The sequence below is a fragment of the Sphingobium sp. genome (assembly GCF_048594625.1).
In the GTDB taxonomy this organism is placed as follows: domain Bacteria; phylum Pseudomonadota; class Alphaproteobacteria; order Sphingomonadales; family Sphingomonadaceae; genus Sphingobium.
Genome location: NZ_JBMDWL010000087.1, coordinates 1 through 7,441, shown reverse-complemented (window position 1 = coordinate 7,441; position 7,441 = coordinate 1). Strand labels below are relative to the sequence as shown.

Below are 7,441 nucleotides of genomic sequence, written 5' to 3'. Positions count from 1 at the left end.
TTACCGCAGCCATCCCGCCAGCATCGCCAGCAGGCCGCGTTCTTCCGCCTTGTTGCGTGGCGTCGGCGCGCCATAGCCGCGGCATTCCCGACAAGCGGCGCGTACGCCTGCGCCCGTGACGAGGGCCTTTACGTCGGACACGGCCTGCATCGCCCAGCCGCGCTGCGCCCGTGCCTGCCGCGCCAGCATGTCGCGGGGCGCGGCGGCGCTGTCCTGTTCGCGGTCGGCGATCGACTGGACGAATTCGGCGAACTTGTCCGGCTCCTTTTCGATATAATAGGCTTTCGCCCTGGCAGGATCGAGTTTCGCGCGGCGTGCGGCTTCGGCAATGGCGGCTTCCAGCCCGCCGAAGCGGTCGACCAGGCCGATCTGGCGCGCGGTGCCGCCGTCCCAGACGCGGCCCTGCGCGATGGCGTCGATCGCGTCGGGCGACTTTTTACGCGATTGCGCGACGAGGCCGACGAAGCGGCGGTAGATGTCCTCCACCCCCAACTGCATGATCTGGTCGAATTGCGGCGTGGTGCCGCCGGTGACGTCGGGCTGGCCCGACAGCGGGGTCGTGCGCACGCCGTCGGTGGTGACGCCCATCTTTGCCAGCGTGCCTTCGAAGCTGGGGATGATGCCGAACACGCCGATCGAACCGGTGATGGTGTCAGGCTCCGCAAAGATGACGTCGCCTGGCGTCGACACCCAATAGCCGCCGCTGGCCGCGACATTGGCCATCGATACGACGACGGGCAGCCCGGCCGATTTGGCCTGAAGGATGGCGCTGCGAATCTTTTCCGACGCCATGACCGATCCGCCCGGCGAATCGACGCGCACGACCAGGGCCTTGAGCTTCTTTTCATCCAGCGCGGTCAGGAGCAGGTCGGAAATCGTGTCGCCCGCCGCCGTGCCGGGACCGGCTTCCCCGTCCACGATGTCGCCCGCGACCGTCAGCACGCCGATCTGCCCGTCATTGGCGGGCTTGCGCGCCTTGACATAGGTGGCAAGGTCAATGGTGGCGAAGCTGCCCGCCTTGTCCCCCGACGCTTCGCCCGCCAGTTCGGCGACGCGATTGCCGAACGCGGATTCATCGCCCAGCTTGTCGACAAGACCGGCAGCCAGCGCAGCCCTGGCGATGTCGCCATTGGTGGCGCGGGCGGCGGCGGCGGGATCATTGGCATAGGGGCCGACCTTTGCCTTTGGCCGGGCCTTTGCCACATCATCCTGCCAGCTTTGCCACAGCGCGCCTGCCAGCGCCTGATTGGCCTGTTTCGCTTCGGGCGACTGCTGCGTACGGGTGAAGGGTTCGACGAAGCTCTTATAGGTGCCGACGCGATAGACGTGGGTGTTGACGCCCAGCTTGTCGATCAGCCCCTTATAATAGAGGTTCGACCCGCCGCGGCCCATGATCGCGACGCCGCCCAGAGGATCGGTCCAGATTTCGCTGGCATGGGCCGCGACCTGATAGCTGTCGTCGCTGTAGAGCGTGGCGAAGGCCAATACCGGCTTTTTCGCGGCGCGCACGGCGTCCAGCGCCTTGCCCACGCGGGCCATGGCGACTTGTCCCCCGCCCACAAATCCGTCGAGGTTCAGCACCACGGCCTTCACCTTCGCATCATCCTTTGCCGCATTCAGCGCGGCGACGATGTCGGACAGGCGATATTCCTTGTTTTCCGGGCCGGACCCGCTCAGCAATTGCATGGCGCTGACTTGCGCCGGCTGTTCCACGATGCTGCCGTCGAGGTCGAGCAGCAGCGCCCCCGACGATACGGCGCCCGCAGGCTTTGGCGAAAAGGACAGGGCGGCATAGAGCGCGCCGAAGAAGAGCAGCAGGAAGAGGAGGACGAGGCCATCCTTGATCGCGACCAATATGCGCCATGCGCCCTTCACAAATGCCAATTCGGCTGCTCCTTTTCCAAACACGCTTTGGCTATCGCATCGACGCCTTTGTCGCAATGTGGGCGTTGACCGGCCCGCGACAAGCTTGCGCGCAGCATTTTGCCCGTTATGGGAAACGCATCATTGCCGCTATCGTGCAGGAGACGTGCCCAATGCCCACTCTCGTCCTTATCCGTCATGGCCAGTCGGCCTGGAATCTGGAAAACCGCTTCACCGGATGGTGGGACGTGGATGTGACGGCGAAGGGCGTGGACGAAGCCCGCGCCGCAGGCCGACTGCTGGCCGAAAAGGGCATGGATTTCGACATCTGCTACACCTCGCTCCAGACCCGCGCGATCAAGACGCTCAATCTGGTGCTGGAGGAAATGGGGCGGCTGTGGTTGCCGGTCGAAAAGGACTGGCGCCTGAACGAACGCCATTATGGCGGCCTGACTGGCCTGAACAAAGCCGAGACGGCGGAAAAGCATGGCGACGATCAGGTGAAGATCTGGCGCCGCAGCTTCGACATTCCGCCGCCGGTGCTGGAAGCGGGCAGCGCGTTCGATCTGGCGGCCGACCGCCGCTATGCCGGGATCGCCATCCCGTCGACCGAATCCCTGAAGGACACCATTGCCCGCGTGCTGCCCTATTGGGAATCGACCATCGCGCCCGACCTGAAGGCCGGCAAGCGCGTCGTCATTTCCGCCCATGGCAATTCGCTGCGTGCGCTGGTGAAGCATCTGTCGAACATCCCCGACGATGAGATCACCGAACTGGAAATCCCCACGGGCCAGCCGATCATCTATGAACTGGCCGACGATCTGAGCGCGATCGACCGCTATTATCTGTCGGAACGGTAACAACCTGCCTTCGCTTCGAGCGTGTCGGGAAGCGGCTGGCGTGGCCCTTCATGTTTCCCGACCTCGCTCGAAACGAACGGATTGAAGGCGAAATCCACATTGCCCCCTGGCGGTCCCACCGTTAAGGGGCCTGTTCTTCGGGATATGGGCCTTTTGCGGCCATCAGGGGAAATAGCACGACCATGAGCGCAATCGACGTTGGCATCATCATGGGATCGCGGTCCGACTGGGAAACCATGCGCCACGCCGCCGAAACGCTGGAGGCGCTGGGCGTCACCCATGAATGCAAGGTCGTGTCCGCCCACCGTACGCCCCAGCGGCTGTATGATTATGCCACCGGCGCCGTCGGGCGGGGCCTGAAAGTCATCATCGCGGGCGCGGGCGGCGCGGCGCATCTGCCCGGCATGTGCGCGTCCATGACCCGCCTGCCGGTGCTGGGCGTGCCGGTCGAATCCAAGGCGCTGAAAGGCATGGATTCGCTGCTGTCCATCGTCCAGATGCCCGGCGGCATTCCCGTCGCCACGCTGGCCATCGGCAAGCCCGGCGCGATCAACGCGGGCCTGCTGGCGGCCGCGATCCTGGCCACCAACGATCCCGCACTCGCACAGCGGCTGGATGCATGGCGCGCGCGCCAGACCGACGCCGTCGCCGAAACCGTCGAAGACTGAAACGGAAGACCTATGACGACCATCGCGCCCGGCTCCACCATCGGTATCCTTGGCGGCGGCCAGCTGGGCCGGATGATCGCCATGGCGGCGGCGCAGCTGGGCTATCGCACCAGTATCTATGCGCCGGAGGAAAGCGGCCCGGCGGCCGACGTGTCGCCGCTCTGGACGCGGGGTGCCTATGAGGACGCGGCCGGGCTGGCGGCCTTTGCCGACGGCGTCGATGTCGTTACCTATGAGTTCGAGAATATCGATCCGGTCGCGGTCGAGGTGCTGGCGACCCACGGCCTCGTCCGTCCGGGCGCGCAGGCATTGCGCGTGGCGCAGGACAGGATCGCCGAAAAGCGCTTCGTCTGCGAGCTTGGCGGGCTGACTGCGCCATTTGCCCCGGTCGAGAGCCTGGACGACCTTGAATCCGCGATCGAGCAGGTGGGCAGCCGCGCCATCCTGAAGACCAATCGCATGGGATATGACGGGAAGGGGCAGGCCCGCCTGTCCGAACCGGGCGACGCGGTAGGCGCATGGAACGCCATCGGCCGCCAGAGCGCCATTCTGGAAGGGTTCGTGACATTCGATCAGGAATTTTCCGTGATCCTGGTGCGCGGGCATGATGGCGAAGTCCGTTTCTGGGACTCCGCCGCCAACGTCCATGTTGACGGCATATTGGCGACGTCCACGGTTCCGGCCGGGCCACTGATCGAGGGGCAAATGGGGGCAGCGCGCGCCATGGCCGCGAAGATCGCCGACGCGCTGGGCTATGTGGGCGTTCTGACCTGCGAATTTTTCGCCAGCGCGGAAGGACCGGTGTTCAACGAAATGGCGCCGCGCGTGCATAATAGCGGCCACTGGACCATCGAAGGCGCGGTAACGAGCCAGTTCGAAAATCATGTGCGCGCCATTTGCGGCCTGCCGCTGGGCGATACGGCGCTGGCGGCGCGGGGCGTGGAAATGCGCAACCTGATCGGCGACGACGCGCATGCATGGCAGGCGATCCTGTCCGACCCGTCTAGCCACCTGCATCTTTACGGCAAGCATGAAGCACGCCCCGGCCGCAAGATGGGGCATGTGACGCGGCTGGCGCTTTAAGGGGCCTGCGCTCCTGCGGCGCGGGAGCATGGGGCCGTCGTTTCAACCGGGCTGCTGCCTGCGCAGGAGCATGCTGCGCCTTATAATGGCAAGGTCTTTTTATGAGCCGTCCCGAAATCGTCCTGATCCTCGCCCGCGCCGACAATGGCGTGATTGGCCGGGACGGTGGCTTGCCGTGGCGATTGCCCTCTGACCTCAAGCATTTCAAGGCGCTGACGCTGGGCCATCCGATGGTGATGGGGCGCAGGACGTTCGAGAGCCTGCCCGGCCTGTTGCCCGACCGTCGCCACATCGTGCTGACCCGCGACCGCGACTGGCGCGCGCCGGGGGCGGAGGTGGTGCACGATGTCGATAGCGCGATCGCGCTGGCCGATGCGCCCGTCATCATGGTGATCGGCGGGGCGGAAATCTATCGCCTGTTCCTGCCCATCGCCGAACGGATCGAACTGACCGAAGTGCATATCGATGCGGAGGGGGACGCGAGCATTGCCTATCCCGATCCGGCGGACTGGCGCGAAAGCGCGCGGGCAGACCATCCCGCGCTGGACGGGCGGCCCGCCCACAGCTTCGTCACGTTCGCGCGTCGCCGCTGATCATGCGTCGGGGGCATGTCCGCAATTGCCACGTCCCCGCCACCTGCCTATAGCCCGCGCCATGGAGCGGCTTTCTAGCAGCGCGCCGATGCCCGCGCATCTGCGCGGCAGCGTCATGGCGCTGGGCAATTTCGATGGATTTCATGCCGGGCATCAGGCGGTGGTCGGCCGCGCCATTGCACGCGCCCGTGCGGAGGGGCGGCCAGCGATCGTCGCGACGTTCGATCCGCACCCGATGCGCCTGTTCCGCCCCGAAGCGCCCAGTTTTCGCCTGACCACGCTGGACCAGCGGGAGGCGCTGTTCGCGCGTGCCGGGGCCGACGCGATGCTGGTGTTCGACTTCACGCCCGAACTGGCGGCGCTGGACCCCGCCGGTTATGTCGCGATGCTGACCGATCAGCTGGGCGTCAGCGCCGTGGTGACCGGCGAGGATTTCACATTCGGCAAGGGACGCAGCGGCAGCGTGGCGAGCTTTGCGCGGCTGGGCCTGCCTGCGCAGGCGGTGGCGCCGGTGACGGATGGGGAGGGGGTGATTTCCTCCAGCCGCATCCGCGATGCGCTGCGCGCCGGGGATTGCGCCACCGCGACGCGGCTGCTCACGCGGCCCTTTACCATTCAGGGCATGGTGCAGCATGGCGACAAGCTGGGCCGGACCATCGGTTTCCCCACCGCCAATGTCGACATGGGACCATATCTGCGCCCGGCCTATGGCATTTATGCGGTTCGCGCGCGGTTGGACGACGGGCGGATGCTGGATGGCGCGGCGAATCTGGGCATCCGCCCCAGTTTCGACCCGCCAAAGGAATTGCTGGAGCCGCATTTCTTCGATTTCGCCGAAAGCCTGTACGATCAGCGCATCGAGGTGCAGTTGATCCACTATCTGCGGCCGGAGGCGAAATATGACGGGCTGGACCCGTTGATCGCGCAGATCGCGCAGGACTGCGCCGATGCGCGGCAAATCCTTGCGGGAACGCCCCGGCTCGCTTAAGGCACCGGGCACATTTTTCTCTCCCGTTCGCTTCGGGCGAAGTCGAGAAGCGTCCAGCACCACGCCTGCGTTTCTCGACCGCGCCCGAAACGAACGGATGTTTGCAGATACCGGACACCCATGACCGACCAGCCTGACTATAAATCCACCGTCTTCCTGCCCGTCACTGACTTTCCCATGAAGGCGGGGCTTGCGCAGAAGGAACCGGCCATCGCGGCGAAATGGGCGGCGATGGATCTGTATGGCAAGCTGCGCGAAAAGCGGGCCGGGCGCGAACGCTTCATCCTGCATGACGGCCCGCCCTACGCCAATGGCGACATCCATATGGGCCATGCGATGAACAAGGTGCTGAAGGACATCATCGTCCGGTCGCAGTCGCTGCTGGGCAAGGATGCGCCCTATGTTCCGGGCTGGGACTGTCACGGCCTGCCGATCGAATGGAAGATCGAAGAGGAATATCGCAAGAAGAAGCTGAACAAGGACGAGGTTCCCGCGCAGGAATTTCGCGCCCAGTGCCGCGCCTATGCCGACAAATGGGTGGGCGTGCAGAAGGACCAGTTCCAGCGTCTGGGCGTGATGGGCGATTGGGCCGATCCGTACCTGACCATGAAGTTCGACGCCGAAGCGACGATCGTGGGCGAACTGCTGAAATTCGCCGAAAGCGGTCAGCTCTATCGCGGGGCCAAGCCCGTCATGTGGTCCCCGGTCGAAAAGACCGCGCTGGCCGAAGCGGAAGTGGAATATGAAGATGTGACGTCGACCCAGATCGACGTGGCGTTCGAAATCATGGAAGCGCCGAACGCGCCCGAACTGGTCGGCGCGCATGCGGTGATCTGGACGACGACGCCCTGGACGATCCCTGTCAATCAGGCGATCGCTTATGGGGAAGATGTTGAGTATGTTCTCCTGAAAGATGGCGGCTCGACATGTTCTTATCTGGTCGCGAAGGAACTCGCAGCGGCCTTTCAGGCGCGGGGTGGTGATCTGCTCGCTGGCACGCATTCTTATCATGAGAGCGAATGGCCGGTGTTCAAAGGCACCGATCTCGCCGGCGCGATTGCCCGTCACCCGATGTATGCGCTGGGCGGCTTCTTCGCAAAGCCCCGCCCGCTGCTGCCTGCCGGTCATGTCACCACTGACGCGGGCACCGGCCTCGTCCACATGGCGCCCGACCATGGTGAGGAAGATTTCCTCGCCTGCAAGAAGCTGGGCATCGATCCGGTCTTCGCGGTCAACGATGCGGGCTTCTACCGCGACGAATGGGACTGGCTGGCCGGGCAGGGCAGCGTCATCAACACGAAATTCAACGGTCCCGACGGCCCGATCTGCACCGACCTGCGCGCAGTCGGCGCGTTGCTGAGCGCCAGCGATTTCCGCCACAGCTAT

The 7,441-nt window shown here is 65.0% G+C and carries 7 protein-coding genes; 6 read left to right on the top strand and 1 reads right to left on the bottom strand.

Annotation, left to right across the window (positions count from 1 at the left end; genetic code table 11):
• Positions 1-1,884, bottom strand: coding sequence for a signal peptide peptidase SppA (gene sppA / locus ACOJSJ_RS10745; protein WP_420144978.1), 1,884 nt, complete (start codon positions 1,882-1,884; stop codon positions 1-3).
• Between the two features lie 152 nt (positions 1,885-2,036).
• On the opposite strand from sppA, the gene gpmA reads away from it, so the two are divergent.
• The 6 genes from gpmA to ACOJSJ_RS10715 all read left to right on the top strand — a co-directional run.
• Positions 2,037-2,723 carry a 2,3-diphosphoglycerate-dependent phosphoglycerate mutase gene (gpmA, locus tag ACOJSJ_RS10740; RefSeq protein WP_420144977.1) on the top strand — a complete coding sequence of 229 codons (687 nt, stop codon included), beginning with the start codon at positions 2,037-2,039 and terminating at the stop codon, positions 2,721-2,723.
• Between the two features lie 182 nt (positions 2,724-2,905).
• Positions 2,906-3,391 carry a 5-(carboxyamino)imidazole ribonucleotide mutase gene (purE, locus tag ACOJSJ_RS10735; protein ID WP_420144976.1) on the top strand — a complete coding sequence of 162 codons (486 nt, stop codon included), beginning with the start codon at positions 2,906-2,908 and terminating at the stop codon, positions 3,389-3,391.
• Positions 3,392-3,403: 12 nt separating this feature from the next.
• Positions 3,404-4,474, top strand: coding sequence for a 5-(carboxyamino)imidazole ribonucleotide synthase (locus ACOJSJ_RS10730; protein ID WP_420144975.1), 1,071 nt, complete (start codon positions 3,404-3,406; stop codon positions 4,472-4,474).
• 101 nt (positions 4,475-4,575) lie between these two features.
• A complete protein-coding gene (locus tag ACOJSJ_RS10725) occupies positions 4,576-5,067 on the top strand; it encodes a dihydrofolate reductase (RefSeq protein ID WP_420144974.1) in 492 nt (163 codons plus the stop codon).
• Between the two features lie 61 nt (positions 5,068-5,128).
• Positions 5,129-6,055 carry a bifunctional riboflavin kinase/FAD synthetase gene (locus ACOJSJ_RS10720; protein ID WP_420144973.1) on the top strand — a complete coding sequence of 309 codons (927 nt, stop codon included), beginning with the start codon at positions 5,129-5,131 and terminating at the stop codon, positions 6,053-6,055.
• A 120-nt stretch (positions 6,056-6,175) separates the two neighbouring features.
• A partial coding sequence (locus ACOJSJ_RS10715; protein WP_420144972.1) for a class I tRNA ligase family protein occupies positions 6,176-7,441 on the top strand: 1,266 nt, incomplete at its 3' end.